The organism is Cryobacterium glucosi, assembly GCF_004402235.1.
Classification (GTDB): Bacteria; Actinomycetota; Actinomycetes; order Actinomycetales; family Microbacteriaceae; genus Cryobacterium; species Cryobacterium glucosi.
The window spans coordinates 46,101-71,293 of the sequence record NZ_SOFS01000039.1 but is presented as its reverse complement, the minus strand read 5'-3'; the positions used below and the strand labels follow the sequence as shown (position 1 = coordinate 71,293).

At 68.4% G+C, this 25,193-nt stretch carries 20 protein-coding genes and 3 tRNA genes; 6 read left to right on the top strand and 17 right to left on the bottom strand.

All coding sequences use genetic code 11. The annotated features are described in order from the left end of the window. Positions 1-1,272, top strand: coding sequence for a M20 family metallo-hydrolase (locus E3O46_RS15985; protein WP_134562060.1), 1,272 nt, complete (start codon positions 1-3; stop codon positions 1,270-1,272). 55 nt (positions 1,273-1,327) lie between these two features. After that, entirely contained in the window at positions 1,328-1,642 is a 315-nt protein-coding gene (locus E3O46_RS15980; protein WP_134562059.1) for a hypothetical protein, read from the top strand. 160 nt (positions 1,643-1,802) lie between these two features. Here the strand turns inward: E3O46_RS15980 and E3O46_RS15975 are convergent. From E3O46_RS15975 to E3O46_RS15950, 6 genes are all read right to left on the bottom strand, one after another. After that, positions 1,803-1,876 (bottom strand) — tRNA-Met (locus E3O46_RS15975). Between the two features lie 33 nt (positions 1,877-1,909). After that, positions 1,910-1,981, bottom strand: a tRNA-Thr gene (locus tag E3O46_RS15970). 81 nt (positions 1,982-2,062) lie between these two features. Further along, entirely contained in the window at positions 2,063-3,940 is a 1,878-nt protein-coding gene (locus tag E3O46_RS15965) for a glycoside hydrolase family 13 protein (protein ID WP_134562058.1), read from the bottom strand. Positions 3,941-3,948: 8 nt separating this feature from the next. Then, complete coding sequence (locus E3O46_RS15960; RefSeq protein ID WP_134448804.1) at positions 3,949-4,857, bottom strand: sugar ABC transporter permease; 909 nt, start codon at positions 4,855-4,857, stop codon at positions 3,949-3,951. A 1-nt stretch (position 4,858) separates the two neighbouring features. Continuing rightward, entirely contained in the window at positions 4,859-6,481 is a 1,623-nt protein-coding gene (locus E3O46_RS15955; RefSeq protein WP_134562057.1) for an ABC transporter permease subunit, read from the bottom strand. Between the two features lie 125 nt (positions 6,482-6,606). Next, positions 6,607-7,845 carry a sugar ABC transporter substrate-binding protein gene (locus E3O46_RS15950; protein ID WP_134448826.1) on the bottom strand — a complete coding sequence of 413 codons (1,239 nt, stop codon included), beginning with the start codon at positions 7,843-7,845 and terminating at the stop codon, positions 6,607-6,609. Positions 7,846-8,019: 174 nt separating this feature from the next. On the opposite strand from E3O46_RS15950, the gene E3O46_RS15945 reads away from it, so the two are divergent. Both E3O46_RS15945 and E3O46_RS15940 read left to right on the top strand, forming a co-directional pair. Further along, positions 8,020-9,696: a glycoside hydrolase family 13 protein gene (locus tag E3O46_RS15945; protein ID WP_134562056.1), complete on the top strand. Its 1,677-nt coding sequence runs from the start codon at positions 8,020-8,022 to the stop codon at positions 9,694-9,696. 148 nt (positions 9,697-9,844) lie between these two features. Beyond that, complete coding sequence (locus E3O46_RS15940; protein ID WP_241975298.1) at positions 9,845-10,792, top strand: GTP pyrophosphokinase; 948 nt, start codon at positions 9,845-9,847, stop codon at positions 10,790-10,792. Positions 10,793-10,828: 36 nt separating this feature from the next. On the opposite strand, the gene E3O46_RS18880 is transcribed toward E3O46_RS15940, so the two are convergent. The 3 genes from E3O46_RS18880 to E3O46_RS15925 form a co-directional block, all read right to left on the bottom strand. Continuing rightward, positions 10,829-12,118: a M23 family metallopeptidase gene (locus E3O46_RS18880; protein WP_134562055.1), complete on the bottom strand. Its 1,290-nt coding sequence runs from the start codon at positions 12,116-12,118 to the stop codon at positions 10,829-10,831. Positions 12,119-12,411: 293 nt separating this feature from the next. Beyond that, positions 12,412-13,242: an inositol monophosphatase family protein gene (locus E3O46_RS15930; protein ID WP_134562054.1), complete on the bottom strand. Its 831-nt coding sequence runs from the start codon at positions 13,240-13,242 to the stop codon at positions 12,412-12,414. Between the two features lie 83 nt (positions 13,243-13,325). Beyond that, positions 13,326-13,410: transfer RNA gene (locus E3O46_RS15925), tRNA-Tyr, on the bottom strand. Positions 13,411-13,578: 168 nt separating this feature from the next. Here E3O46_RS15925 and E3O46_RS15920 point away from each other — a divergent pair. After that, positions 13,579-14,598: a LacI family DNA-binding transcriptional regulator gene (locus E3O46_RS15920; protein ID WP_134558660.1), complete on the top strand. Its 1,020-nt coding sequence runs from the start codon at positions 13,579-13,581 to the stop codon at positions 14,596-14,598. Positions 14,599-14,733: 135 nt separating this feature from the next. On the opposite strand, the gene E3O46_RS15915 is transcribed toward E3O46_RS15920, so the two are convergent. The 5 genes from E3O46_RS15915 to E3O46_RS15895 form a co-directional block, all read right to left on the bottom strand. Then, a complete protein-coding gene (locus E3O46_RS15915; protein WP_134562053.1) occupies positions 14,734-16,869 on the bottom strand; it encodes an efflux RND transporter periplasmic adaptor subunit in 2,136 nt (711 codons plus the stop codon). Beyond that, a complete protein-coding gene (locus E3O46_RS15910; RefSeq protein WP_134562052.1) occupies positions 16,862-17,743 on the bottom strand; it encodes a hypothetical protein in 882 nt (293 codons plus the stop codon). The genes E3O46_RS15915 and E3O46_RS15910 overlap by 8 nt, the downstream gene beginning before the upstream one ends. 103 nt (positions 17,744-17,846) lie before the next feature. Next, complete coding sequence (locus E3O46_RS15905; protein ID WP_134448796.1) at positions 17,847-19,079, bottom strand: ABC transporter permease; 1,233 nt, start codon at positions 19,077-19,079, stop codon at positions 17,847-17,849. Continuing rightward, the gene (locus tag E3O46_RS15900; RefSeq protein ID WP_338145033.1) at positions 19,076-19,870 is read right to left on the bottom strand and encodes an ABC transporter ATP-binding protein; all 795 of its coding nucleotides are present in this window, start codon (positions 19,868-19,870) and stop codon (positions 19,076-19,078) included. The genes E3O46_RS15905 and E3O46_RS15900 overlap by 4 nt, the downstream gene beginning before the upstream one ends. Continuing rightward, complete coding sequence (locus E3O46_RS15895) at positions 19,863-21,077, bottom strand: efflux RND transporter periplasmic adaptor subunit (protein WP_134448795.1); 1,215 nt, start codon at positions 21,075-21,077, stop codon at positions 19,863-19,865. Before E3O46_RS15895 ends, E3O46_RS15900 begins: the two co-directional genes overlap by 8 nt. A gap of 171 nt (positions 21,078-21,248) precedes the next feature. On the opposite strand from E3O46_RS15895, the gene E3O46_RS15890 reads away from it, so the two are divergent. Continuing rightward, positions 21,249-21,737, top strand: coding sequence for a YajQ family cyclic di-GMP-binding protein (locus tag E3O46_RS15890; RefSeq protein ID WP_134448794.1), 489 nt, complete (start codon positions 21,249-21,251; stop codon positions 21,735-21,737). 123 nt (positions 21,738-21,860) lie between these two features. On the opposite strand, the gene E3O46_RS15885 is transcribed toward E3O46_RS15890, so the two are convergent. The 3 genes from E3O46_RS15885 to ubiE are packed head-to-tail and all read right to left on the bottom strand — an operon-like array spanning position 21,861 to position 25,158. Then, positions 21,861-23,321, bottom strand: coding sequence for an FAD-dependent oxidoreductase (locus tag E3O46_RS15885; RefSeq protein WP_134562051.1), 1,461 nt, complete (start codon positions 23,319-23,321; stop codon positions 21,861-21,863). Positions 23,322-23,331: 10 nt separating this feature from the next. Then, positions 23,332-24,402 (bottom strand): polyprenyl synthetase family protein, encoded by a 1,071-nt coding sequence (locus E3O46_RS15880; RefSeq protein WP_134558656.1) that lies wholly within the window; start codon positions 24,400-24,402, stop codon positions 23,332-23,334. A gap of 30 nt (positions 24,403-24,432) precedes the next feature. Next, complete coding sequence (gene ubiE, locus E3O46_RS15875; RefSeq protein WP_166787350.1) at positions 24,433-25,158, bottom strand: bifunctional demethylmenaquinone methyltransferase/2-methoxy-6-polyprenyl-1,4-benzoquinol methylase UbiE; 726 nt, start codon at positions 25,156-25,158, stop codon at positions 24,433-24,435. Positions 25,159-25,193: the final 35 nt, after the last annotated feature.

Genomic DNA, 25,193 nt, shown 5'->3' with positions numbered 1-25,193 from the left:
ATGACCACGAACACGATTGTCGACGCGAACACCGAGGCGGATGCCGCAGCACTCCTGGCCGATTTCCACACCATGTCCGAATTCGGCGCTACCAGTGGCGGCGGCGTCGACCGTCAGGCGGCGAGCGCCGCCGACGGCCAGACGCGGTCCTGGTTCTCTGGCTGGCTGGCCGACCGCGGCTTCCGGGTGGAGGTCGATACGATCGGCAACATCTTCGGCCTGCTCGAGCTGGTGCCCGGCGCGCCGTACGTGCTGTTCGGCTCGCACCTGGACAGCCAGCCCCTCGCCGGGCGGTACGACGGCGCATATGGCGTGCTCGCCGCCGGGCACGCCGCGCACCGCGCACACCGCGATCTCGCGGCATCGGGAATCACGCCCCGGTACAACATCGCCGTGGTCGACTGGTTCAACGAAGAGGGCTCACGGTTCAAGCCGAGCATGATGGGCAGCGCGGTCTTCACCGGCCGACTCGACCTCGAGGTCGCCCTGGCGACGACCGACCCGAGAGGCACGAGCGTGCGGGAGGCGCTCGACGCGATCGGCGGCCGCGGCGGCTTCGTCGGACCCGATGTGGCCGGCTACGCCGAGATCCACGTGGAACAGGGCCGCACGCTCGAAGACGCCGGGGTACCGATCGGAGTCGTCGCAAGCACCTGGTGCGCGTACAAATACGAGATCGTCGTACTCGGTGAGCAGTCCCACACCGGCTCAACCCTGATGCGGGACCGCCGCGATGCCCTTCTCGGTGCCTCCAAGCTCGTCGTCGCGATCAACGAGCTGGTCCGCGAGTTCGACGACGAGGTGCTGCACGCATCCGTCGGCGAGTTCACGGTCGGGCCCAACTCCCCCGTGACCATTGCACGCGAGGTTCGGCTGCTCGCCGACCTGCGCGCCCGGGAATCCAGCATCCTCGCCAGCGCCTTTGAAATTCTGCAACAGCGGATGCGCGCCATCGAGTCGGAAACCGGCGTGCGCATCGAGGTCCTCGCCTCGAGCGTCTGGGAGAGCGGACCTTTTCTCGAGACCGGGCTGGCCATCACCGAGACGGCCGCCGAGCAACTCGGCCTCGACAGCATGCGGGTGCTCACCCTCGCCGGGCACGACGCCACGAATCTGAAGGAAACGGTCCCCGTCATCCTCATCTTCGTTCCGAGCGTGGACGGGGTGTCCCACAACGAGAAGGAATTCACCCACGACACCGACCTCGTCGCGGGCGCCCGAGTGCTCACCGAGGTCGTGAAGCGCCTCGCGCTCGGCGACTTCGCGGGGTAGTCGCGGCGGCGCGGTTGAGGCGTCGCGTCCGGGATCGGTCCCCTAGCATGGCCACATGGGCGAGATCGAGGCTGGGCAAGGCAACGTTTCCGAGTCAAACCGCTCGCGTCGGGTGAGCGTATCGATGGTCGTCCTCGGCGCCGTGGCGGCCGTCATCGGACTTGTGATTCTTCTTCTGCCGAGCAATCAAGCGAGCTTCGGCTGGTACGCGTATGCGCCGCTCAGCGATTCGACATTCCTCCCGCCCGGCGGGCTGTTCTCGCCACAGAATCAGATCGGGACGGTGGTGTTCATCGTCGGGCTGGTCGTGCTCGCCTTCGGTGCCGGCTGGATGCTCGGGCAACGTCACGATGTGCGCCGTGCGGAATAAACCAGAACATCGAACTGGACGATGAGTCCGCGGCCCGAGGGAAGGGGCGCCGATAGTCGTGGTGATCGACAGCACAATCCAAAGTGCGGGGTTTGTGCGGGGTTGAGCCTCTGGATGGCACGAAGAAGCCCCGGACTTCGCTGAAGTCCGGGGCTATGTGTAGCGGGAGCGGGAATTGAACCCGCGACACCACGATTATGAGCCGTGTGCTCTAACCAACTGAGCTACCCCGCCACGACCTGCCGGCCTCACGACCGCCCAAGCCTGAGCCCCCTGTGGGAATCGGACCCACTACCTCTTCCTTACCAAGGAAGTGCTCTACCAATGAGCTAAGGGGGCAGAACTTCTCTTCAGAAGTTGCGCCCTGAATTTCGGCAACCGGTAAACATTATCATCTCCGCCGCCCTCCCCGTGACCGTTTCACCCGACGGGCACGAGCACCCCGGGAAGCGCCCAGGCCGTGAACGACGGGCCGGGCGCTGTGAGGCGGATGCCGTCGGTCGCGCCTACGAGCTCGGCGTCGCCAAGAAGCCGCATCGCGGCATCCACTCCCGCCAGCGTTCCGGCCGGCAGGGACACCGCACCGGGCGCCCGTGCCGCCAGCACGAGCACGGACTCATCGCCCGTTTCGCGCACGAAGACGAGCACGTCGTCGTCGACGTGCAGCCAGCGCATCGAGCCTCCGTTGAGGGCCGGGTGGCCGGTACGCAGGTGGATCAGGGCGGCGTAGAGGTCGATCGTCTCCGCGACCGCCGGCTCCCCCGCGCTCGCCCAGGGCATCGGCGTGCGCGAGTGCTCGCCGTCGTCGCCGGTGAGGCCGAACTCATCCCCGGCGAAGACGACCGGGATACCGGGCAACGTGACCGACAGCCCGAACGCCACCGGCACGGCTCCGTCCAGGGCGTGAGTGCGGAAGCGAGGTGTGTCGTGCGTGTCGAGGGCGTTCATCGTGGCGAGCCGCGTGCGCCAGGGGAACCCGGCGGTGAAGCGGCGATGCGCCTCGACGAACTGCACCCCGGTGTACTGCGGGATCGTGCCATAGGGCAGGCCGAAGAACGAGGAGGGACTGTTCGGCTTCGAGAGCCAGCCCCAGACCGGCCGGGTGAAGTTCGCGTAGGTCATCGCGCCGTGCCAGGCGTCGCCCTGGAAGTCGCTCGCGGCGTCATTGGTGCTCTCCCCGAGCAGGATCGTGTCGGGGTTGACCTCGATCATGGTGCGGCGGATGGTCTGGCGCACCTCGGCGTTGAGGTCGTCGCCGAGCATCCGCCCGGTCATGTTGGCGACGTCGATGCGCCAGCCGTCGAGGCTGAAGGGCGGCTCGAGCCAGTGCGCGACGACGGAGTCGGGGCCCTCGATGAAACGCCGCCGGAGCTCTGCCGAGGCCCAGTTGAACTTGGGCAGGCTGCGCTCACCGAGCCAGGAGGCGTAGCCGTCGTGCTCCTCGTCGAGCCAATAGTAGAAGGCACCCTCGGGGGCCGCCGGGGCGCGGTGCGCGGCCCGGAACCAGTCGTGGCGATCGCCCGAGTGGTTGGACGTGAGGTCGCCGATCACCCGGAGGCCGTTCGCGTGCGCGGCACCGACGAGCCGGACCAGGGCATCGTCGCCGCCGAGCAGGGGATCGACCTCGCTGAAGCTCGAGGCGTCGTAGCGGTGGTTGGAGGCACCGGGGAACACCGGGGTCAGGTAGATCAGGGTGATGCCGAGCCGGGCGAGGTGGTCGAGGTGGTCGACCACGCCGTCGAGGTCACCGCCGTAGAACTGGTGCGAACGACCGGGCTGTTCCCTGTCGACGCCGTCGCTCCAGCCCGCCGGGATGCCCCACGCGGGTGCCTCCCGCCCGTCGGCCCTCGCGGACCGGCCGAACCGGTCAGGGAAGACCTGGTACATCACGGTCGACCGCGCCCACTCGGGCGGCGGAGCAAACGTGACGAGCTTGAAGTCCTCCGAGTCGAGCGTCTCGATGGAGTGCACGCCGCTCGCGTTCAGCCAGGCATGGCTGCCGTCGACCCGCGTGAGGAGGAACCGGTAACCGTGCACCGGGTTCTCCACGAGCACCTCGGCCTCCCACCACTGGGCGCCGTCGACCCACTGCGTGCCGTCGACCGTGCCGAGCAGGTGCGCCGCATTGAATCGAGGCTCCCTGTCGGGGTTGGACCGTGCGTAGACAGCACTGACACAGCCGAACTGCCGGGGAACGCGCACCCGCACCCGCACCCTCTCCCCGAGCGCGGGAGTCTGGGTGGAGACGTAGAGCGGTGACCCGTCGTGATGAGGCTCTGCAGAGGGCTGCGGGCGCATCGTGCCGATTACTTGACGGACCCGGCGGTCAGCCCGCCGACGATGTACTTCTGCAGGAACAGGAACAGGGCCATCACCGGCAGCGCCGCGAGCACGGCTCCGGCGGCGAACACCGAGTAGTTGCTCGAGAACTCCTGGGAGACGAACTGGTAGAGGCCGACGGCGAGCGTCTGCTTCTCCGGCGTGATGAGCACGATGCTCGCGATCACGAACTCATTCGTCGTGCCGACGAAGGAGAGCAGGCCGACGACCGCGAGGATCGGGGCGACGAGCCGCAGAATGATCGTGAAGAAGATCCGGGCATGGCCGGCGCCGTCGATCTTGGCCGCCTCGTCGATCGAGGCGGGGATCGTGTTGAAGAAGCCGTACATCAGGTAGGTGTTCACGCCGAGGGCGCCGCCGAGGTAGACCATGATCAGCCCGATCTGGGTGTCGAGGCCGATCGCGGGGAAGATGTCCGAGATGCCGCTGAGCAGCAGGAAGATCGCGACGACGGCGAGGAGCTGCGGGAACATCTGCACGAGGACGAGCATGAGCAGCCCCGCCCGACGCCCGCGGAAGCGCATGCGGGAGAAGGAATATGCGGCGAGCGCTCCGAGGAAGACGGTGCACACCGAGGTGATCGTTCCGATCAGGAGCGTGTTGCCGTACCAGGCGGCGTATGGCTGCTGCGGCAGGTTGAACAGGGTCGAGTAGCTGCCGAGGTCGACCTCGTTGAAGAGGCCGTTCGCCGTGATCAGGGTGCCACCCGGGTGCAGCGACGCGGAGAGCACGTAGAGCAGCGGGAATGCGGAGAACACGACCATGACGGCGCCGACGAGGTGCCGCCAGCCGGTGCGGGAGAACCACCGGCCGAAGTTGAACGGTCGTTTGGTCGGGATGTACAGGTCACTCGTTTCGGGGGCTGCGATTCGCATCTCAGTTCAACTCCTCTAGCGCCTTGGTCTGTTTGAAGCTGACGATCGACACGAGCGCGACCAGCAGGAAGATGATGATCGAGAACGCGCTCGCGAGCCCGTAGTCCCGGCTCGCGCCGACGAAGGCCACCTTGTAGACCATCGAGATCAGGATGTCGGTGGCCCCGACGTTCACGCCGGCCGTGACGTCTCGGGGACCGCCGCCGGTGAGCATGTAGATCAGGTTGAAGTTGTTGAAGTTGAACGCGAACGAGGAGATCAGCAGCGGCGCGACCGAGACGAGCAGCAGCGGGAGCTTGATCAGCCGGAACACCTGCCAGGGCCTCGCCCCGTCCACGGTCGCGGCCTCCTGGATCTCGGTCGGGATCGACTGCAGAGCCCCGGTGCAGACCAGGAACATGTACGGGAAGCCGAGCCAGAGGTTGACGAAGATGATGCTGAACTTCGCGAGCCATTCGTTGGTCAGCCAGGGGATGTCCGCCCCGCCGAAGAGCACCTGGTTCACGAAGCCGAATTGCGGGTTGAGCATGCCCGCCCAGACGAGGGCGGAGAGGAAGGCTGGGAAGGCGTACGGCAGGATCATCACCACCCGGTAGACGTTCCGTCCGCGCATCCGCAGGTCGTTGAAGACGATCGCGAGGAAGAGCCCGAGCCCGAACGTGGTCAGCACCGAGAGCAAGGCGAAGGCGAAGGTCCAGAGGGTGACGCTGATCAGCGGCCCGCGGATGGACTCGGAGCCGAAGGCGTGCACGAAGTTCGCGAAGCCCACCTCGACCTTCCAGCCGGGGAGCAGTTCCTCGCCGCTCGGCGCCACGAAGGAGCCGGTCTTGCCGTTGTCGGCGTAGACGACGCCGGTGCTGCTGTTCGTCATGGTGCCGTCGGCGGCGGAGTAGACCAGGTCGGAGACGTAGAGGTAAGCGCTCGACCCGTCGGGGGTGCGGAGGGACCCGTCGTTCGGGTCGTCCGAGACGGGGACGGAGAGCGCGGCGATCGCCTGCTGCTGGGCGACGATGTCGGCGAAGCGCAGCGACGTGTAGCCGGCGAGGCCGGTGGCCTTGCCCGTGGCATCCGTCGTCGCGTCGGTGACGACCCGGAGGGGGCTCGTCGCCGAGCCGACGCTGATGGTGCCGTCGGGGTCGGTGACGAGGAAGCTGAACTCGCCGGACTGTTCGAGCACGGTGAGGCCGTAGCTCGCGGAGTCGGGAACCCGCTCCTGCGAGGAGACGATGAGCGCGTTGACCGCGTCGGCCTTGGTGCTGTTGTGACCGGTGCCGTAGTTGGTGAAGGCGATGTAGCCGGAGTAGCCGATCACGAAGATCTGGAAGATGAGCAGGAAGATCAGCCCGGGCGCGAGGTACTTGGCCGGGAGCTTCTGGTGGCTGAAGTAGATCCAGTTGACGACCAGGGTGACGAAGGCGACGAGGCCGACGACGACCCAGTCCTGCTTCATCACGAGCACGAAGAGGGCGTAGACGCTGATCGCGTCGACGATGCCCAGAAGCACGATCTTGACGAGGAGCACCTTGACCCCGGCGGAGGCGGCCTCGGCGACCCGGGAGGCCCGCCGGGAGCGTTTCGTCTGCCGGAGCTGCGCCGCGTCCTGCTCGGTGCGTGGTGTGGTCATCGTCGTCCGCTTTCTCGGGTGCAGGTTGTGCTGGTGAGCGGATGCCCGTCCTCGGGGGACGGGGACGGGCATCCGTCGTGCTGTGGTGCTGTGGTGCTGTGGTGCTGTGGCGCTGTGGTGCTTCGTTACTTGATGGCGGTCTGGATGTCGGCGGTCATCTTCTGCCACAGGGCGACCGGGTCACCCTTCTGGGAGATGATCGCCGCTTCGGTGACACCCCAGAACTGCCAGACCTTGCCCATCTGCGGGATGCTCGGCATCGGGACGGCCGTGGCCGCAACCTTGCCGAAGCCGGCGGTGATCGGGTCGGAGCTGGCTGCCTCGAAGGCCGCGGTGTTGGCCGGAGCCCGCCCGCCGACCTTGTAGAGGGCGGTCTGGACCTTTTCGCTGCCGATGTAGTTGACCAGGAACTCGTTCGCGGCGAGGGCGTTCTTGCTCTTGGCGCTCACGACGAAGCCCTGCACGCCGACGAACGGCTGTGCGGTCTGGCCGCCGGCCGAGGGGATCGGGTCGACGGCGACGGTGATGCCGGCCTTCTGGGCGTCGGGGACGTTCCACGGGCCGGTGATCAGGAACGGCGAGGCCCCGGCGAGGAACTTCTCCTTGGCGATGTCGCTCGTGACGTTGAGGCTCAGGTTGCCTGCAGCGCCCTGGGCGCCGAGCCAGGTCGCGAAGCCCTCGCCACCGGCGTTGCCGATGGACAGGTCGTTCGCGTTGTAGCTGCCGTCGGCGTTGGTGCCGAAGACCGGGGCGCCGAAGGAGGTCTGGAACGGGTACAGGTGGTACGGGTCGGCGTCCGGGCCGAGCTGCACGAGGTACGGGAACTCGGTGCCGGCGGCCTTGCCCGCTGCGACCATGTCGTCATAGCTGGCGGGGGCGGCCGGGGCGAGCGCGGTGTTGCGGAGCAGCGCGATGTTCTCGATGGAGTACGGGACGCCGTAGGTCTTGCCCTCGACGCTCATCGCCGTGACCGCGACCTTCTGGTAGTTGGCGGCGGTGTCGCCGAGTTCGACCGGCTGCACGACGCCGTTGGCGACGAAGTTGCCGAGCCAGTCGTGGGCGGCGATCGTGATGTCCGGGCCCTTGTCGGTGGGGACCTGGGCGATGAACTCGTCCTGGATCTTGGTGAAGTCCTTCTGGACCAGCTTCACCTCGACACCGGTCTCCTGGGTGAACGCTGCGGCGGCATCCTTGAGCACGGGTGCGCGGTCGGCGTCGACCCAGACGGTCAGGCTTCCGGAGCCGGCGGCGGCCGTGGAGCTCGCTGTCGAGGCGGCCCCTCCGCCTGAACAGCCGGTCAGGGCCAGTGTTGCGGCGGCCAGTACGGCGCCGGCGGCAAGCAGGGCTTTCTTCTTCACCATCATTGGTGTGCCTCTCATAGAACGAACAAATAAAAGTGCAAGCGTTTACATGTTTAGTCGATCGGCTGTTGATTGGCAATTCAAAGCACGATGGTATTTGAAAGTTTGTCGGAATCGTTTAAGCATAGATTTCTGCAAACGCTTTCATAAGGGATTCCATGCAGTAAAGTTTTCGTCATGACAGGCTCCGAATGGTGGCGTACCGCCGTTATCTACCAGATCTACCCGCGCTCGTTTGCTGACTCGAACGGCGACGGTATGGGCGACCTCGCCGGTATTACCAGCCGACTCCCGGCCCTGCGCGATCTCGGGATCGACGCGATCTGGCTTTCACCGTTCTATACGTCGCCCCAGCGCGACGCAGGCTACGACGTGGCCGACTACTGCGACGTCGATCCACTCTTCGGCACCCTCGACGATTTCGCCACCCTGCAGGCGACGGCGCACGATCTCGGCATCCGGGTCATCGTCGACCTCGTGCCCAACCACTCCTCGAGCGATCACCCCTGGTTCCAGGCCGCCCTCGCGGCCGGCCCAGGCAGCGAGGAGCGCGGGCACTACATCTTCCGCGACGGCAAGGGCGTCAACGGCCAGCTGCCGCCGAACAACTGGGAATCCGTCTTCGGCGGTCTCGCGTGGACCCGCGTCATGGAGGCCGACGGCACTCCTGGCCAGTGGTACCTGCACCTCTTCGACTCGAGCCAGCCGGACTTCGACTGGCAGAGCCCCTGGGTGCGCGCACAGTTCCGCGACGTGCTGCGCTTCTGGCTCGACCGCGGCGCCGACGGCTTCCGGGTCGACGTCGCACACGGCATGATCAAGGCCGCAGGCCTCCCTGACTACACTCCCCCCGCGGACGGCGGCAGCATGGGCGGAGCCACCGCGCTCGAGCCCGGCGTCGTCGCCGAGTCCGCCGCGACCGCCCCGTACTGGGCGCAGCCCGGAGTGCACGAGGTCTACCGCGACTGGCGGCTCGTGCTCGACGAGTACCCCGGCGACCGGATCCTGGCCGCCGAGGCCTGGGTCGACCCGCTCAGCCACGTCGCCGAGTGGGTGCGCCCAGACGAGATGCACCAGGCATTCAACTTCGCCTACCTCGAGACTCTCTGGGGCGGCCCAGCCCTCCGCCGCGTCATCGACGATTCCCTCGCCGCGTTCAGCGCGGTCGGGGCGCCGAGCACCTGGGTGCTCTCCAACCACGACGTGGTCCGGCACGCTTCGCGCCTCGCGCTGACGGGCGACAACCTGCAGGGTCACGGCATCGGCCCGAAGACGGTCGGCCTTCCCGATACCGTCGTCGGCCTGCGTCGCGCGCGGGCGGCATCCGCCCTCATGCTCGCCCTGCCCGGCTCGAGCTACCTGTACCAGGGCGAGGAGCTCGGCCTGCCCGAGGTCGTCGACCTGCCGGACACCGCTCGCGAGGACCCGACCTGGTTCCGTACCAACGGTGAACGCTACGGCAGGGACGGATGCCGCGTGCCGCTGCCCTGGGTCGGCTCTGCGCCGTCCTACGGTTTCGGCCCGACCGCGGCCAGCTGGTTGCCGCAGCCGGCCATCTGGGGCGAACTCGCCCGCGACGTGCAGGAAGGCGTGCCGACGTCGACCCTTGAGCTCTACAAGCTCGCCCTCCGGCTCCGCAAGGAGCACGGCCTCGGGCTCGGTTCGGTGTCCTGGCTGAACGGGCTGGACGGGCTCGGTGACGCGGTCGTGGCGTTCACGAACGGCAGCGTGACCGTTGTCGCGAACACGGGGGCGGCATCCGTCACGCTGCCCGCCGGCGAGGTGCTGCTCGCGAGCGAACCGCTCACGGGACGCACCCTGCCCGGCGACACCACGGCCTGGCTGCGCGCCTAGCTCCACCCTCCCTCAGCTGAGGTGTCGCATATCGATGTTCGCGACCCGCGCGAACATCGATATGCGACACCTCAGCGGCTGCCGTTCAGCCCGAAGTGGGAGGATTGAGGGAGCGGCGCCGATTGGGAGCCCGTAGAAGGAGCACACCGTGACCGCCCCACAGACCGACAGCGTCGCCGGCATCCAGCAGAGCACGGATACCGACCTGGTCGCACAGGAGAGCACGGATACCGACCTCGTCGTCGAGTCCGGTTCAGGGCCAGGAACCCGGTCTGGGGCTCGCGCAGTGTCCCGTGCAGGAGCCTACGTCGAGACACACGCGGAAACACACGCTGAGATGCAGGCCGAGAGCGACGCCGAGAAGGCGCGCCACCATGAGATCAAGACCGAGCTCACCCGCTTCATGATGTCCTACAAGTTCGCGACCGACGAGATGATGACGAAGATCAACATCCTCAAGGAAGAGTTCGCGTCCATCCACGACTACAGCCCGATCGAGCATGTCAGCTCCCGGATCAAGTCGCCGGAGGGGATCCTGAACAAGGCTCTCCGCAAGGGCTGCCCGCTCGACCTCGAGGACATCCGCCGGCAGATCCAGGACATTGCGGGCATCCGGGTCACCTGCAGCTTCATCTCCGACACCTACCGGGTGCTCGACATGCTGACCAGCCAGGAAGACGTCACCGTCCTCGAGGTCAAGGACTACGTCGCCGCCCCCAAGTCGAACGGCTACAAGAGCCTGCATCTGATCGTGGCGATCCCGGTGTTCATGTCCGACCGGGTCGAGCCGGTCACCGTCGAGATCCAGATCCGCACCGTCGCGATGGATTTCTGGGCGAGCCTCGAGCACAAGATCTTCTACAAGTACCGCGGCGTCGTGCCGGCGAACCTCGTCGCCGAGCTCAAAGAGGCGGCGGATGTCGCCAATCGCCTGGATATCCAGATGGAACGCCTGCACAACCAGGTCGTCGCCCTCGAACCCACGGTGCGGGCAGGGGACGACCTTCTGAGCATCGCCGGACTCACCCCGTTCGCGCTGCCGACGAGCCTGCTCGAAGCCATCGATCGCGGCCGCACGAGCGACGCCACCGACTAGCGCCACCGGCTGGCGCCACCGGGCGCGCGGCGGGCTCTAGTTCGTGTTGGCGCGGAGCCAGACGAGCGGGTCGACGTGGACGCCGTCCTTGCCGCCGAGGCGGATCTCGAAGTGCAGGTGCGGGCCGGTGGACATTCCGGTGTTACCGACCTTGCCGATGACCTGGCCGACCTTGACGACGTCGCCGGTCTTGAAGAGCATCGAGCCGTGGATCATGTGCGCGTAGACGCTCGAGACGACCTTGCCGTCGATGACGTGGTCGATGATCATATGCACGCCGAGGCTGCCTTCGCCGTCTTCGGTGAAGCTCACGACGCCGTCGGCGATGGACTGGATCGGGGCACCGATGCCGGGGTTGAAGTCCTGGCCCTGGTGGTCAGCGGAACAGCCGGCGCAGTTGCGATAACCGAACCGGTCGCCGATGTGCACGCCGACCGCGAAGGGCCACTGGATCGTGCCGTTCGGGTTGTTGGTGAAGGTCGCTTCCATGCGGATGCCGCTCGCCGCTGCGACCTCGGCGATCGACTTCGATTCGAAGCCGTCACGCGTGACGGAAATCGTGTCCGTGCCGCCGTCCATGCTGAGCGTCTGGGCCGGCTCGGCCGGTGAGGTCTGCGTGGAGAGCCGGGCGGCGGCCTGCACGTCGGCCGAGGAGAGCAGCGCCTCGGCGGGAAGCGATGTCGACACGGCCATCAGGGCGACGAAGGCCATGGCGACGACCGTGACGCCCGTCGTGGCGAGGCGGCGCAGCTTCGGTGCCGGCCGCTGGGACGGCGCCTGGACGGCGGGTCGCTGGGTCGACTGCTTCATCGTGCCGCTGCGGAGTGCCCGAGAGGCGGTCCGCGACCCGGTTCGAGACGGGCGGACCGGCTGGCCGGCGTCGTCCAGGGCCCGGATCGCCCCAGCGGCACGGGCGGAACCGTGGCCGGACTTCGCGGCGCGAACCTGGGACCTGGTCGGCAGGGGGATCGAGGTGGTCGGCGTCCCGGCATCCGTCAGGAGCTGGTCGAGGTCGGTCACGGGTGCGTCTGCGGCGGCCGGGGCAGCAATCAGGCGGTCGGTGTCGTTGACCGTCACGGCGGCGAGTTCGGGTTCGGCGAGTTCATCGGCGAGGACCTGCGCAGCGTCGGCGCTGAGTTCGATCGGCCGCGCGGCGTTCGGAACGGCGGGAACGGCGAGTGCGTCGGCTGCTGCGGCGCGGTGTGCAGCGGCCAGGGGTGTCGCGGCGAGGCGTTCCTGCTCGCGCAGTTCCCGGCGGGTCAGTGCGGCCGGATGCACGGGGACAGCCTGCTGGACGGGCTGCGCCGGAGCGGAAGAATCGGTCACTGCCGGGCTTCCAGAGTCACTCGCGGCACGCGCGCGTTCACGCGGTGTGGAGGAGTGAGAAGACAAAGTCGGGTGAATTCTTTCGGCGGGGCTGACAGTGGCGAGAGAGTGGTCGTCTTGGCCTGGCCAAAGTAACGAATCACTACAGGCTAACCCGCGAGGCCCGAATATTCCATTCCTGTGCACGTAATGACACCCCAAAACGGGGTATTTTGCCGTCACTATTGGGGGCGCTGTTTCGGCCGGATTTCCGCTGTCACCCCGGCATCGGCGGGCATCCGGCGGCCGACGCGTCACCGTTCCTGAGAACTCATGAATTCGCTGAAGAGTGGGGCCAGTATCGGCTCGAAGTCGGCGTACAGGTCGGGTGCCCCTGCGATCAGGAGGTCGATTCCCTCCCGGTCCTCGCCGAAGGCTCCGACGCGCGCGCCGGCCTCGCGGGCGACGAGCGCGCCAGCGGCCTGGTCCCACGGGTTGAGCCCGCGCTCGTAGTAGAGGTCGAGGCGCCCCGCGGCAACCGAACAGAGGTCGAGCGCGGCCGAACCGATCCGGCGGATGTCCCGTACCCGGCCGATGAGGCCGTGTACGACGTTCGCCTGCCGCAGCCGCATGGCCGCCCGGTAGGAGAACCCGGTTCCGACCAGTGCGAGGTTGAGGGGAACGCCGGTCTTGACCTGGAGCCTGCTGCCGTTGAGGTGTGAGCCGCCGCCCGCCGAGGCCGTGAAGAGTTCGCCGAGCGCCGGGTTGAAGACGGCGCCGGCCACGGTCGTCCAGGTGGCCGGGTCGTCGCCCTCGACGACGGCGACGCTGACGCCCCAGGCGGGGATCCCGTAGAGGAAGTTGACCGTGCCGTCGATCGGGTCGACGACCCAGGTCAGGCCGGAGGTGCCGGGGGTCGCCGCGGATTCCTCGCCGAAGAAGCCGTCATTCGGCCGCGCCTCGGCGAGCAGCGCGCGGATCAGGTTCTCGGTCTCCCGGTCTGCGAAGGTGACGATGTCCTCCGGCGAGGACTTGGACGCGGCCACCTCGACACCCTCCGCGCGTCGCCGCGCGGCCAGCTCCCCCGCGACGAGCGCGGTGTCCTTGGCGAGGCGGAGCAGTTCGGTCGGGGCGGGAGCAGTCATGGTTCCACGGTAGATGACGCAGGGGAGAGCCGGGAAGGAGACGCAAAAACCCCCGGAAACACGGGGTTTCCGGGGGCATTGGGTGGTGGCAAGTGAGGGATTCGAACCCCCGAAGTCTACGACGGCTGATTTACAGTCAGATCCCTTTGGCCACTTGGGTAACTTGCCATTGCGCACCCGACCATGTGAAACCACCTGACCGGAGACGCTCAGACAGAATACAAGGGAATTGCCCCCGTGCGAAATTGCGTCCGGAACCGTCGCTGACGGCTGGCGGATGCGCCCGCTCGATATGATCGCTGAAGGGCCATTTCCCCCTGACTTGTGAGGAGCCGCATGGTCGGCATCGACGACGTCGCCCGCCAGGCGGGCGTGTCCACAGCGACGGTGTCCCGCGCCCTGAGCGGCAACGGGCATGTCTCCCCGGCCACCCGGCTCCGGGTCGAGACCGTTGCGGGGGAACTCGGCTACGTCGTGTCCTCGAACGCCTCGAGCCTCGCATCCGGTCGGATGAAGAACATCGGCGTCGTCGTGCCGTTCCTCGACCGCTGGTTCTTCTCCAATGTCGTCGAGGGCGCGCAGAAGGCGCTGCTCCGCGGCGGTTTCGACCTCACCCTCTACAGCCTCGCCGGGGACTACGACGAACGCCGCAGCGTCTTCGAGCACTTCCTGCTGCGCCAGAGAGTGGATGCCGTCATCGCGGTCTCCCTCGAGCTGAGCCCGGATGAGGTGGCCCGGTTGCACGCGCTCAAGAAGCCGCTCGTCGGCATCGGCGGTCCGATCCCCGGGGTGCGTACCCTCACGATCGACGATGTCGCCGTCGCCCGTCTCGCGACCGAGCACCTGCTCGCGCTCGGGCACACCCGGATCGCGCATATCGGAGGCAACCTCGAGCTAGACCTCGACTTCCACCTGCCGACGAACCGGCGGCTCGGCTACGAGCTCGCGCTGACCGGCGCGGGCATCACGCCGACGCCCGCCCTGTTCCAGGCGGCGGACTTCACGGTCCGCGGCGGGTACCAGGCCGCGAAGCAGTTGCTCGGCAACCCGCACGAGCGTCCCACCGCGATCTTCGCCGCGTCGGACGAAATGGCGATCGGCAGCATCCTCGCCGCGCGCGACCTCGGGCTGGTCGTGCCGCGGGACGTCTCCGTGGTCGGGACGGACGACCACGACCTCGCCGACTTCTTCGGGCTGACCACGATCGCCCAGTTCCCGCAGTGGCAGGGAGACAAGGCCGTCGAGATCCTGCTCGACGAGCTGCAGCCGGGAAAGCACGACCCGGTCGGACTCGACACCGCCATCCCGTTCGAGCTGATGGTGCGGTCGAGCACCGCCCGCCCGGCCCAGGGCTGAACCTCACCCGTTCGCGCCCCGCGTCGAATCCACCGCCGCCCCCGTTCCGAATTCAGGAGTTGCGCCCGGCTGAACCGGTTTTCTGACCGGTTCTGGCCGGAATCCGAGGCCGTCTCCTGAATTCGGAACGCGGGCTCAGCCCTGGGGCGGGGTGCCACCGCTGAAGCCGCTGAAGTCGCCGGATGGCGGGCCGCCCTGGAAATCGGTGCTGCTTCCACTGCTCGAACCGCCGAGGCTGGTGAGGCTCGAGCTCGTGTCGGCCGCGGTCCCCGGGATCGCGTCGTCCAGGTCGGCGAGGATCACGACGTCGCCGGCCACGAGGCCGGAGTCGATCTCGGTGAGCTCGGTGCCGACCGCGCCGACCGTGACCGTCGTCGAGGTGGAGGTACCGGCGACGAGCAGGTCGACGGTGTATGCCGAGCCGTCGCGGTGCACGGCAGAGGTCGGCACGGTGAGCACGGCATCCGTGCTCTCGATCGCGACCGTGACCTGGGCGGAGGCCCCCGTCAGGATTGTGGCGTCCGTCGCGTCGACGGCGAGGGTGACCGCATATTTCGGCGTCGACGACGTCGAGACGTTCAGGATGCCGATGGAGCTGACGACCCCGGTCAGTTCCGTTCCCGTCGTGGCGAGTTCGATCTTCGCGGTCTGGCCGACCTCGAGGCTCGCGACGCTCGCGAGGGACACGGTCGAGTCGATGACGTAGCCGTCATTGCCGAGGATCGTGATGACGGCGGTGGTCGACGCCGCCGAGACGGTGTCGCCGGCAAGGATCGCCACCGCGGCGACGGTTCCGGCGTACGGGGCCGTGAGGGTGGCGAGGGTGGCCTGCTTCTGGGCGATGGCGAGCTGAGCCCCTGCCGCGGCGATGTCGGCCCGGTCGGCGACGATCGTCTCGGCCGAGGCGACCGTCGTCGTCGCCGTCGAGCCCGTGCCGGCTCCGGAGATGGTTCCGGTCGTCCCGGTGGTTCCGGTGGCGGTGGACGTGGTGCCCGTTGCTGTCCCTGACGTGGTGCCCGCGGTTGCTGCTGTACCCGTTGTCGTGCCGGTCGCACCCGTTGTCGTGCCGGTGCCGGTGGCTCCCGTGGTCCCGGTTGAGCTTCCGGTCGTCGCGGTCGTCGTGGCGGCATTCGCCGCCGTGACGGCGTCGGTGAGGCCGGTGACGGCGGAGTTCAGCGCGGTCACGAGGGTCAGCACGTCCTGCTGGGCCGTGTCGACGGTCTTCTGGCCGGCGAGGACCGCGGTGATGGCGGTCTGGCAGGCGGCCAGGTCGGCCTTCGCGGCGGCGAGTCGCTCGGCGGCGGTCGCAGGGTCAGCGGTCGCCGTCGGGGTCGCCGTCGGGGTCGCTGTCGGGGTCGGGGTCGGGGTCGGGGTCGGCGTGGCGGTGGCGGTGGGCGAGGCATCCGTCGTGGCGGTGATCGTGTCGGTCGCGCTCGTGTCGGTCGTCGCGGCGTCGTCGAGTGCCGCGTCGATGAACGGCTTGCAGGTCTCGTCGGTCGAGGCCATGGTCGCGTCGCTCGCGGCGACCGCGGTCTGGGCATCGGTGTATTTCGCGAGGAGCGCCGCCTGGGCTGCGGTGACCGCGGTCACGGCCGCCGTCACGGCCGCGTTCGAAACGGTCGGGGTCGAGCCGGTCGACGCTCCCGTCGTTCCCGAGCTCGTGTCCGTGGTGCCCCCGGACACTGAAGCCGCCGACGAGGACCCGGTCGCGACGGCCGTAGACGACGTCGACGACGTCGCGGTGGTCGCGGTTGTCGCGGTGGCGGTCTGGGAGTCGAGGTCGTCGGTGAGGGTCTGCTCGGCTGCGGTGACGGTCTCCTCCGCCTTCGTGACCGCGGCGGCCAGATCCGTGGCGTCGAGGGTCGCGAGGGTCTGACCGGCGGTCACGATGGCCCCGACCGCGACGTCGACCGTCGCGACGGTCCCGCCGACGGAGAAGGCGGCATCCTTCCTGGTGGTCGGTGCGACGGTCCCGGTGACGGCGAGCGACTGGCTCACCGTTCCCGTTGCGGCGACGACGGTGCGGAAGTTGCCGCTGTCCGTGCGGTTCATCGCGTAGACGACCCCGCCGCCCGAGGCGCAGAGCACGGCGGTGACCGCGCCGAGGGCAATCAGGCGCCGGCGGCGCTTCACGACGGCCTTCGCCGATCGGGCCGTCCTGACGGATTTCGCGGTCGCAGGCGAAGCCCCGGCTGCGGCCGCTGCGGCTGCGGCTGCCGCAGCCTCCGCGCGGGCCGCCTTGCGGGAGGCGCCGAAGGGAGTCCTACTCATTGGAGGTGCTCCCGCTCGGACGGGTTCCGCCGCCGAAGCCCGACCGCGAGACGCAGCCGTCCGCGGTGGCGGTCGAGATCTTCAGGGCGGTCGCGGCGAAGCCGCCGCTCGTGTCCGAGGCGCCGGTCGCCACGGCGCACGCGCCGACGACGAGGGCGCTCGAGTCGGAGGCGACCGTGTTGAGGTACGTGGTCGTGGACGCGACGGTGACCGCGGTCGAGGTCGTGTCCGTGCCTCCCATGCCAACGGCGTCGATGGTGATCGAGTCGGCGGTGACCGCGGTCACGAGTCCGCTGACCGGGAAACCTCCTGTCATCCCGCCCGGGGCGCCGGTGGCGCCGTCGGTCGGCATGTCCGTCGGCATGTCAGTCGGCATATCGGTCGGTGCGGTCCCATCGGGGGCACCGCTCGGCATGGTGCCGTCGGCCCCGCCCGTTCCGCCCGCGCCGCCACCGCGGTTGCCCGTCGTGCAGGCTCCATCCACCGCGTCGGTCACGGTCACGCTCGTCGCGGCGGTGGCCACCGTCGTACCGCTCGCCGCGGTGAAGCCGGAGACGGAGACGCAACGGCCGACGGAGACATCCGTCAGGGCGCCCGTCACGGTCGCAGTGATCGTCGTCGCGGCCGTGTACGACACGGCGGTCTGGGTGCTGGAATCCTGAACCTGCAGGATGCCGGCGGCAACGGAGGCGATGGTGCCGGTGATGCCCCCGTCTCCCTGCCCCCCAGCCGAGGCCGCCGGGGCTGACGAGGCGGCCGGGACCGCGGCCGTGCTCGCCCCCGCGGCGCAGCCGGTCAGGAGGAGCACTCCGCCGAGGGCGAGAAGAACTCCGAAGTTGGTGGCGAAACGGGTGGTCGGTCGAGTGCGGGTCATGAGGTCTCCAATGGACGTGGAACGGTGGCTGAAGCGGATGCCCGGGGCCGGTTCTGCCTGCCGGGCGAGTCGTGCGGGGCGTGGGTTCGGTTGACGCGCATGGCTACTCGCTCCTGAGCGCATCGATCGGCGCGAGCTTGGCCGCCCGGGTGGCGGGGTAGACCCCGAAGACGATGCCGATGGCGATCGCCACGCCGATGGACAGCCCGACCGCGAGCGGGGACACCACGATCGAGCTTCCGATCACCGCGGGCAGGGTCAGGGCGGCAACGACGCCGATCACGGCACCGAGGATTCCGCCGGACAGCCCGAGGATGGCGGCCTCGATCAGGAACTGGCGCCGGATCGCCCACGGTGGGGCGCCGAGCGCCTTGCGGAGGCCGATCTCCCTGGTGCGCTCGGAAACCGAGACGAGCATGATGTTCATCACGCCGATGCCGCCGACGAGGAGCGACAGCCCGGCGACGCCGGTGAGGAGGATCGTCAGGGTCTGGTAGACCGCTGTCGCGGTGCTGACCAGGGCGTCCTGACTGCTGATGGTGAAGTCGGCGTCGTCCGTCGAGGAGATCGAGTGCAGGTTGAGCAGGAGCGCGTCGGCCTCCTGGTACGCGGCGGACAGTTGCGTGTCCGAGGCGGCCTGCAGGTAGATCGTCGACACCGCATTGCTCGAGGTGCCGCCGACGAGGGCGGTGGCCGCCGTGCTGAACGGCACGATGGCCACGTCGTCGAGGTTGCTCGAGGAATCCGAGCCCGCCGTGGCGAGCACGCCGACCACCTGGAAGGTCTTGTCGCTGATCACGACGGACTGGCCGACCACGTTCTGGGTGCCGAAGAGTTCGTCGGCGGTCTCCGAGCCGAGCACGACGACCGCTGCGGAGGCATCCGCCTGGGCCTGGGTGAAGAAGGAGCCGCGGGCGAGGGTGCGCTGCCGCACCGAGGTCCACGCGGTCGTGGTTCCCGTGACCGTCGTCGTCCAGTTGGTGTCATTGGCCGTCAGCGAGAGCGAGGTGGTGCTCTCCGGGGCGACCCCGGAGATGTCGGGGGCGTTCACGGTGGAGCTGAGGGCCTCGGCGTCCTTGATCGTGAGTGTCGCGCTCGTGCCGAAGCCGCCGCGGGTTCCCGTTGTGCTCGTGCTGCTGCCGGGGGCGACGATGAGCAGGTTGCTGCCGAGGGAGCTGATCTGGGCGCTGACGTCGAGCTGGGTGCCGAGGCCGAGGCCGACGGTCAGGATGACCGCGGCGATGCCGATCAGGATCCCGAGGATCGTGAGCATCGAACGCAGGGCGTGGGAGTAGACGGCGCTCCAGCTGGTGCGGAAACTCTCCATCCAGGTCATGCCGCATTCACCTCGTCCCTGATGATGGCGCCGTCCTTGACCCAAACGATGCGGCGGGCGCGCTGGGCGACCTCGAGTTCATGGGTGATCAGGACGATCGTGCGGCCGAGGGCGTTGAGTTCGTCGAACAAGGTGAGCACGTCGCGGGTCGACACCGAGTCGAGGTTTCCGGTCGGTTCGTCGGCGAGGATCATGGTCGGTTCCCCGACGAGGGCCCTGGCGACGGCGACGCGCTGCTGCTGGCCGCCGCTCATCTCTCCAGGCTTGTTGTCGAGGCGGTCGCCGAGGCCGACGCGTTCGAGGGCGCGGCTCGCGCGCTTCCTGCGTTCCTCGCGCGGGACGTGCCCGTAGACGAGCGGAAGTTCGACGTTGCGCCAGGCCGGGAGCGAGGACAGCAGGTTGAAGCCCTGGAAGACGAAGCCGATCTGCTGGTTGCGCACGCTCGCGAGTTCGATCTCGTCGAGCTCCTCGACGTCGGTGCCGCCGAGGCGGTACTGGCCGCGGGTGAGGGTGTCGAGGCAGCCGAGGATGTTCATGATGGTGGATTTCCCGGAGCCGGACGGCCCCATGATGGCGACGTACTCGCCCTCGTGGATGGCGAGGTTGATCCCTTTCAGTGCTTCGAATTCGATGGTGCCGGACCTGTAGGTCTTTCCGGCGTCGATGAGCTCGATGACGGGGCCTGCGGCATCCGCTTCGAGCACCCACGGGTGGGCGGGCAGGGCTGCGGACAGTACCGCCGCCTGGGGCGCGGGCAGGGGGGCGAACGGGTTCGCGAGCGGCTCAACCACCGTTCGACCCGTTTCCCTGGGTCATTCCACCGGAGGGCGGGCCGCCGGACGGGAATCCGCCGCTGCCGCCGCTCTGCCGGTCGGTCGTCGAGCCGCTGTTGCCGGAGCCAGGGGTGAATGTCACGACCACGACTTCGTCGCCCTCTGCGATCCCGGTGAGGATCTCGGTGACATTGCCGACGGTCTCGCCGACGGTGACAGTCGTCGCAACCGCAGTGCCGGAGGCGTCGAGGGTCTTCACCGTGGAGACGCCGTCCGCGGTCGTGACCGCGGCGCTCGGGACGGTGAGCACGTTGGTGCGACGCTCGTAGACGATTTTGGCCGTGACGGCGACGCCGTCGTAGAGGCCGTCGGGGTCGCCGGTGACGGCGACGACGACGGGGTAGGTGACCGCTCCGGAGGTCGTCGACGGCAGGATGCCGACGGACTGCACGGTTCCGAAGAACGCGGTGCCGTCGTCGAGGGAGAGTTCGACCTGGTCGTTGACCGCGACGTTGGCGATGTCCGACTCGCCGATGGCGAGGGAGAGCGACCACGAGTCTGTTCCGACGATGCTGAAGTCGGCCGTGCTCGTCGAGGTCGAGGCGGTCGAGGCGGTCGTGGCTCCCCCGGCCCCAGAACTGCCCGAGCTGCCCGAGGAGATCACGTCGCCGACGGCGACGTTGACCGCGGTGACGAGGCCGGCGGCGGGGGCGGTGAGGGTCGCACCGGCGACTGCGGCCTGCGCGGTCACGACGGCGGCCTCGTCGACGGCGACGGATGCCGTCTGGGCCGCGATCTGAGCGACGGCAGCGGCGGTTCCATCGCTGTCGCTCACGCTCGTGGCGAGTTTCGCCTTCGCGGTCGCGAGCGTCGCCTGCGCTTCGAGCACGGCGGCGTCGAGGCTGAGCGTGTCGACGGTTGCGAGCACCTGGCCAGCGGTCACGGTGGTCCCCGCGACGACCGGCACGGCCGTGACGGTACCGGACACGGCGAAGCTGACCGAGTCGTTCACGGTCGGGGTCGCGGTGCCGTCGCTGTCGACGGTCTTCTGCATGGTCGTCAGGCTCGCTGCGGTGGTGATGGGAGCGGCGACCGTGGACTTGGTGTTCGCCGGAACGGCGAATCCGAACCAGTAGATGCTGCCGCCCGCGAGGGCGAGCACGATGACGCCGGCAACCACCCAGGTTCGTGGGCGGATGTGCGTGAGAAACTGTGGCCGTTTCATGGTCTCCTCGATAGCTCGTGCGCGGCTTCTGACTGCCGCGTCGGCAACGGTACGCAGCAGGGCTATGGCCGCGGCCTCCAGCGGCTATCAGTTCCCGATGAGCCCGGCATGCCCGGTGCGTGAGCCGGTGTGCGGATGCCGGGCGAAGCATCCGCCGATAACATTGCTGTCATGGCAGACTCAACGTTCGACATCGTCAGCAAGGTCGACCCGATGGAGGTCGACAACGCCCTCAACCAGGCCCACAAGGAAGTCGCGCAGCGCTACGACTTCAAGAACGTCGGCGCCTCGATCGAGATGAGCGGCGAGAAGGTGCTCATGAAGGCGAACTCGGAGGAGCGTGTCAAGGCGATCCTCGAGGTCTTCGAGTCCAAGCTCATCAAGCGCGGCATCTCGCTGCGCAGCCTCGACGCGGGCGACCCGTACGCCTCCGGCAAGGAATTCCGGATCGAGGCCTCGATGAAGGCCGGCATCGACCAGGAGAACGCGAAGAAGATCGGCAAGATCATTCGCGACGAGGGCCCCAAGGGCGTCAAGAGCCAGATCCAGGGCGATGAGCTGCGCGTGAGCTCGAAGAGCCGCGACGACCTGCAGGCCACGATGGCGCTGCTCAAGGGCAAGGACCTCGACGTCGCCCTGCAGTTCGTCAACTTCCGGTAGGCATCGGGGCATCCTTGTGACGCCGTTCCACGATATGGCGCTGATGAGCCCGGACACCACCGCAGCGGACGTCGACGCCCACCTCGCCGTGTTCGGCGAGGTGGTCAGCGAACTGCTCGGGTTCTAGGCCGAGGCGGTCACTGCTACTGGCGCGACGGCGCGGGAGATGGCGACCATCTCGTCGCGGGGCACGACCTTGATCCGCACCCGGCCCTCGGCCGCGCCGAGCGCCTGCTCGTGCTGGTCGAGGCGGTGCCAGCCGTCGAGGTTCGTGTACTCGACGCCGCGTTCCTCGAGGAGCGCGACGACGCTCTCCTCCGACGGGGATTCGGGCCGCCACCAGTTGCCGAGATCGTTGATCAGGTGCCGCACGGTCTCCATCGCGTCGGACTTGGTGTGCCCGATCAGGCCGACAGGCCCACGCTTGATCCACCCGGTCGCGTACACGCCGTAGAGCTGCTGGTTGGCGCTGCCCGCACCAGACGACGGGTCGCCCTTGGAGAGCACCTGCCCCTCGCGGTTCGGGATCACGCCGTGCTTCTTGTCGAACGGCACCCCGGGCAGCGGCGAGCCGAAATACCCGACCGCGCGGTACACGGCCTGCACCGGCAGCTCGCGGATCTCCCCCGTGCCCACGACGCCGCCCTGGCCGTCCGGCGCTGTGCGTTCGTAGCGGATGCCGCCGACCCGGCCGGTGCCGTCGTCGACCAGTTCGAGGGGCTTGGCGAAGAAGTGCAGGTGCAGCCGGCGGCTCGCGCCCGCCTGCGGGTCCTCGGCGAGCTTGTGGGCGCGTTCGCGCCATTTGCCGAGCACCTTGTCGATCACGAAGACCTGCTTGTTGCTCGCAACGGCGGCGCGCGCGGCGTCGTCGTAGTCGAAGTCCTCGTCGTAGACGACGATGTCGACGTCGGGCAGTTCGCCGAGCTCACGCAGTTCGAGGGGCGTGAACTTCACGGATGTCGGTCCGCGACGCCCGAAGATGTGCACGTCGGTCACGGGTGAGGCCTTGAGCCCGTCGTAGACGTTCGCCGGGATCTCGGTGGGCAGCAGGTCGTCCGCGTGCTTCGCGAGGATCCGAGCCACGTCGAGGGCCACGTTTCCGTTGCCGATCACGGCGACCTGCTTCGCTTCGAGCGGCCAGGTGCGCGGGTAGTCGGGGTGGCCGTCGAACCAGCTCACGAACTTGGCGGCGCCGTAGGAGCCGACGAGGTCGATGCCGGGGATCCTGAGGTCGGCGTCGCGCACGGCGCCGGTCGCGAAGATGACCGCGTTGTAGTGCTTCCTGAGGTCGTCGAGCGTGATGTCGACCCCGAAGCGCACGTTTCCGAAGATGCGGATGTCGCCGCGGTCGAGCACGTCGCGCAGGGCGGTGATGATGCCCTTGATGCGGGGGTGGTCCGGCGCGACCCCGTAGCGTACGAGCCCGTACGGCGCGGGGAGGTGGTCGAACAGGTCGATCGAGACCTCGAAGTTGCGTTCCGCCTTGAGCAGGATATCCGCGGCGTAGATGCCGGCCGGCCCTGCCCCGACGATCGCCAGGCGCAGCTTCGCGGGTTGCTGGTCGGTGGGGCGCTTCTCGGTCATGACGACCTTTCTAACTTGAACGCTCGACGATCGTGTCGGCGAATCGGGTCAGCGCCTTCTTGACGGACCCGTCGGGCAGGGGAGCGAGGGAAGCAACGGCGTCGTGTGCCCAGCCGTGGGCCTCTGAGAGGGTCTGTGCGGTCACCTCGTGGTCGCGCAGCGCGGCAATCGCGGAGTCGGCCGCCTCTGAGCGGGTGCCCTGGCTGCTCATGACGTCCCGCTCGAGCCGCTCGAGCAGGGCCGCGGATGCCGGCTCGTCGGCGGCGCGCTCGCGGAGCCTGAGCAGGGGCAGGGTGGCGACCCCGGCACGCAGGTCGGTGCCTGGCACCTTCCCGGTCGCCTCGGGCTGCGGGGACAGGTCGAGCACGTCGTCGATGAGCTGGAACGCGACGCCGATCTTCTCGCCGAAGCTCACGAGAGGCTGTTCGAATTCGTCGGGCGCATCCGAGAAGATGATGCCGGCCTGGGCCGCTGCCGCGATGAGCGAACCGGTCTTGTCCGCGAGCACCGAGATGTAGTGCTCGATCGGGTCGTCGCCCGCGTGCGGGCCGACGGTCTCGTGCAGCTGCCCCATGACGAGGCGTTCGAAGGTGTCGGCCTGCAGGCGGATGGCCCGCTCGCCGAGCTTGGCCATCAGCTGGCTCGCCCTGGCGAACAGCAGGTCGCCGGTGAGGATCGCGACCGAGTTTCCCCAGACCGTCTGGGCGCTCGGGACGCCGCGGCGCTGGCCGGAGTCGTCCATGACGTCGTCGTGGTAGAGCGAGGCGAGGTGGGTGATCTCGATCGCCGTCGACGCGGTCACGACGTCGGTGATCCCACCGCTGCCGAGGTGGGCGGTGAGGAGGGCAAGCATCGGGCGAACCCGCTTGCCGCCGGCTTCGAGGAGGTACCGGGTGGTGACGCTTGCGATCTCGTCTGCGAAGACGATCTCGGCGAAGAGGCTCGCCTCGACCCGCTCGAGACCGGCGTCGATTCCGGCGGCAAGGCCCCGGTCATCCGCTGTCGAGAAGATTCGATCGCTGAGGCCGATCTGGCTCGTCACGGAGGAGCCGCGCCGGAACAGGGGAAGACTCGGTTTCACTCTGACAGCCTATCCATTGGGTGGGGAGTTTCAGTCGGCGGGGACTGCCGCGGGGGCGGCCTTGACGCCGCGGTGCAGCGCCACGATTCCGAGGGTGAGGTTCTTGTAGGCGACGGACTCGTACCCGGCTTCGCGGAGCCATCCGCTCAGCACGGGCTGGGTCGGCCAGGCGGCGATCGATTCGCCGAGATAGTCGTACGCCTCGGCGTTCGAGGAGGCGAGCTTGACGACCCGGGGCATCACCTGGTTGAGGTAGGCGAAATAGGCGCTGCGGATGACCGGGTTCGGCGGGGTGGAGAACTCGCAGATGACGACCCTGCCGCCGGGCTTGGTGACGCGGAAGAACTCGGCGAGCGCCTTGCGCGGTTCCACGACGTTGCGGAGGCCGAAGGAGATCGTGACGGCGTCGAATTCGTTGTCGGCGAAGGGAAGCGCCGTGGCGTCGGCCTGGACGAACTCGACGAGCGGGTTGCCCGCTTGGCGTTCGCGGCCGACCGCGATCATGCCGGCGGAGAAATCGGCGGCGACGACGTGGGCGCCGGTGTGGGTCAGCGCGACGCTCGAGGTGCCGGTGCCCGCGGCGATGTCGAGGATGCGCTCGCCGGCCTGGGGGTTGACGGCGCGGGTCGCTTGGAGCCGCCACAGGGCGGCGTTTCCGACCGAGAGCACCGCGTTCGTGCGGTCGTAATGCGTCGACACCTGATCGAACATGGCAGCGACCTGCTCCGGCTGCTTACTGAGGTCTGCTCTGTTCACTCCAACAGTCTAGGTTGCCGTTCCCCGGTGATCCT

Excerpts from the sequence above, each read along its gene's own strand:
- E3O46_RS15985 (WP_134562060.1), top strand. The coding sequence starts at position 1 with ATGACCACGAACACGATTGTCGACGCGAACACCGAGGCGGATGCCGCA.
- E3O46_RS15980 (WP_134562059.1), top strand. The coding sequence starts at position 1,328 with ATGGGCGAGATCGAGGCTGGGCAAGGCAACGTTTCCGAGTCAAACCGC.
- E3O46_RS15965 (WP_134562058.1), bottom strand. The coding sequence starts at position 3,940 with ATGCGCCCGCAGCCCTCTGCAGAGCCTCATCACGACGGGTCACCGCTC.
- E3O46_RS15960 (WP_134448804.1), bottom strand. The coding sequence starts at position 4,857 with ATGCGAATCGCAGCCCCCGAAACGAGTGACCTGTACATCCCGACCAAA.
- E3O46_RS15955 (WP_134562057.1), bottom strand. The coding sequence starts at position 6,481 with ATGACCACACCACGCACCGAGCAGGACGCGGCGCAGCTCCGGCAGACG.
- E3O46_RS15950 (WP_134448826.1), bottom strand. The coding sequence starts at position 7,845 with ATGATGGTGAAGAAGAAAGCCCTGCTTGCCGCCGGCGCCGTACTGGCC.
- E3O46_RS15945 (WP_134562056.1), top strand. The coding sequence starts at position 8,020 with ATGACAGGCTCCGAATGGTGGCGTACCGCCGTTATCTACCAGATCTAC.
- E3O46_RS15930 (WP_134562054.1), bottom strand. The coding sequence starts at position 13,242 with ATGACTGCTCCCGCCCCGACCGAACTGCTCCGCCTCGCCAAGGACACC.
- E3O46_RS15920 (WP_134558660.1), top strand. The coding sequence starts at position 13,579 with ATGGTCGGCATCGACGACGTCGCCCGCCAGGCGGGCGTGTCCACAGCG.
- E3O46_RS15915 (WP_134562053.1), bottom strand. The coding sequence starts at position 16,869 with ATGAGTAGGACTCCCTTCGGCGCCTCCCGCAAGGCGGCCCGCGCGGAG.
- E3O46_RS15910 (WP_134562052.1), bottom strand. The coding sequence starts at position 17,743 with ATGACCCGCACTCGACCGACCACCCGTTTCGCCACCAACTTCGGAGTT.
- E3O46_RS15905 (WP_134448796.1), bottom strand. The coding sequence starts at position 19,079 with ATGACCTGGATGGAGAGTTTCCGCACCAGCTGGAGCGCCGTCTACTCC.
- E3O46_RS15895 (WP_134448795.1), bottom strand. The coding sequence starts at position 21,077 with ATGAAACGGCCACAGTTTCTCACGCACATCCGCCCACGAACCTGGGTG.
- E3O46_RS15890 (WP_134448794.1), top strand. The coding sequence starts at position 21,249 with ATGGCAGACTCAACGTTCGACATCGTCAGCAAGGTCGACCCGATGGAG.
- E3O46_RS15885 (WP_134562051.1), bottom strand. The coding sequence starts at position 23,321 with ATGACCGAGAAGCGCCCCACCGACCAGCAACCCGCGAAGCTGCGCCTG.